We start from the raw sequence: 2,187 nt of genomic DNA on the forward strand, positions 1-2,187 counted from the left end.
CCCCCTCCCGCAGACGGGAGGGGGTTGGGGGGAGGGCGTGAGTCTCACCGAGACCGTCGCTTGCGGCTTTGCCCTCCCCCGGCCCCTCCCGCCTGCGGGAGGGGAGAAGAAGGGCAGCGGGTACTGACACCTAGTCGGACGCCCCCAAATCCGGCCACCGCTCCAGCATCGCCGCCGTCACGCCGTTGGTCCAGCCGAAGCCGTCCTGCGTCGGATATTCCCCGCCGCCGCCGGGCTTGCGCTCCTCGACATCGTATTTCTCCAGCAGCTTGCCCGTCTCGGCATAGGTGCGCGCGACGGTCGCGACCCAGCGGCGGGCGATGTCCTTGGCCAGCGCCTGTTCGCCGTACCGCCCCAGCCCCTCGACCGCGATCCATTGCAGCGGCGCCCAGCCATTGGGCGCATCCCATTGCTGGCCGGTGCGCAGGCCCGTGGTGCGCAGGCCGCCTTCGCCGATCAGCGTGGCACGGGTGGTGGCGGCGACCGCACGCGCCTGGTCCGCGCTGGCCAACCCGGCGAACAAGGGCAAGAGCGATGCGGCGGTCTTCGCCGGTGTGGGCCGCTTGGTCACCCGATCCCAGTCGGCATAGCGTTTTTCGCCCGCCACCCAGAGATAGCGGTCGATCGCGGCCTTTCGCCGTGCCGCAAGGTCGCCGAAGCGCCGCGCCGTCGCCGCATCCCCGGCCGCCGTCGCCCGTGCGGCGATGCGGGTTTCGGCCATCCACAACAGGCTGTTGAGATCGACCGGCACGATGTCGGTGGTATGGATCGTCTCCAGCCGCATCGGATCGGCCAGCCAGCGCGAGCTGAAGTCCCAGCCCGATTCCGCCGCCGCGCGCAGGTCGCGCTGGACGACGCCAGCGGCTCGCGGCGCGGCCCTGGCGGCGGTTTCGCGGTCCTCGCGCCAGCTTTCGTCGCGCGGGCTTTCGCGCGCATCCCAATAGCGGTTGAGCAGGCTGCCATCGGGCATCCGCACGACATGCGCGCAGGCACCAGCGGCATCGAGGCAGCTTGCCCCAGCCATCCAGTAGGCATGCTCGCGAACCAGCGCCGCCAGCCGCCGCTTCGCCAGTACGGGATCGCGATTGTCCGACAGGTCCATCATCAGCGCCAGGAAGGGCGGCTGCGAGCGGCTGAGATAATAGGTGCGCGTACCGTTGGGGACATGGCCGTACCGCTCGACCAGATCGACGAAATCGGCCAGCATCGCCTCGATCAGCGGGGCTTGACCGTCCGCCTTCAGGCCCAGCATGGTGAAATAGCTGTCCCAATAATAAATCTCCTGGAACCGGTCGCCCGGCACGACATAGCCATGGTCGAGACCCAGCGCCGACGATCCCGCCACCGGGGCGAAGGGCGCGCGGCCCAGGATCGGCCAGAGCGCGCGGATGCGCTCGCGCAAGGGCGGCCTGGCCTGCGCATCGCCGCGCACCGAGAAATGGCGGCGGACGAAGGTGGTCAGCGCCGCCTTGCCGACCGGCTTTTCGCGGGCATAGGCGGCCATGATCGCTTGCGGGTCCTGGCGCGGCACCGCGTCGGCAAAGGTCTTGCCGTCGGGAAAAACCTGCGCCTCCTGCACCGCACCGAAGAGCGGGCCGTAGATATCGGCGGGGGAGGGTGGCGCGTTTTGCGCCTGGAGCAGCAGGGCGAGCGCGGGCAGCAGGACCAGCGGGCGCAAGCGGTTGGCGATCATCATCCTCTCCTGATTATTCGGTTCGCACCGCGCGGGGCAGCAGGACGGTGGCGGACAGTCCTCCGCCCGGCGCTTCGTCCAGCATCAGCGTGCCGCCATGCAATTCGGCCAGTTCGCGCGCGATCGCCAGGCCGAAGCCATGCCCGTCGCCGCGCTCGTCCAGCCGCGCCCCCGCCTGCGTCGCGCGGAGTCGGTCGGTTTCCGGGATGCCGGGGCCGTCATCGGTGACACTCAGCCGGATGTGGCGTCCCTCGGCCATCGCGGTGATCGTCACGGTGCTGCGGGCATGGCGGGCGGCATTGTCGACCAGATTGCCCGCCACCTCATCCAGGTCCTGCGCGTCCATCATGACCGGCAGATCGTCGGCGATGTCGGTGGTGATGTGCACCGCCCGATCGGCATGGATGCGCGCGATGGCGTCGGCGAGGTCGTCCATCGCCGGCCGCAGCGGCGTTGCGGCGCGACTGGTGCCCAGCTGCACCCGCGCGCGCGCG

The 2,187-nt window shown here is 70.3% G+C and carries 2 protein-coding genes; both read right to left on the reverse strand.

The window, feature by feature from the left end; translation table 11 throughout:
* Positions 1-130 precede the first annotated feature (130 nt).
* Positions 131-1,693, reverse strand: a complete 1,563-nt coding sequence (treF, locus tag NS355_RS17575; protein ID WP_058746857.1) for an alpha,alpha-trehalase TreF — start codon at positions 1,691-1,693, stop codon at positions 131-133.
* Between the two features lie 13 nt (positions 1,694-1,706).
* A partial coding sequence (locus tag NS355_RS17580; RefSeq protein WP_244489743.1) for an ATP-binding protein occupies positions 1,707-2,187 on the reverse strand: 481 nt, incomplete at its 5' end.

It is taken from the genome of Sphingomonas yabuuchiae, from assembly GCF_001477495.1.
In the GTDB taxonomy this organism is placed as follows: Bacteria; Pseudomonadota; Alphaproteobacteria; order Sphingomonadales; family Sphingomonadaceae; genus Sphingomonas; species Sphingomonas yabuuchiae_A.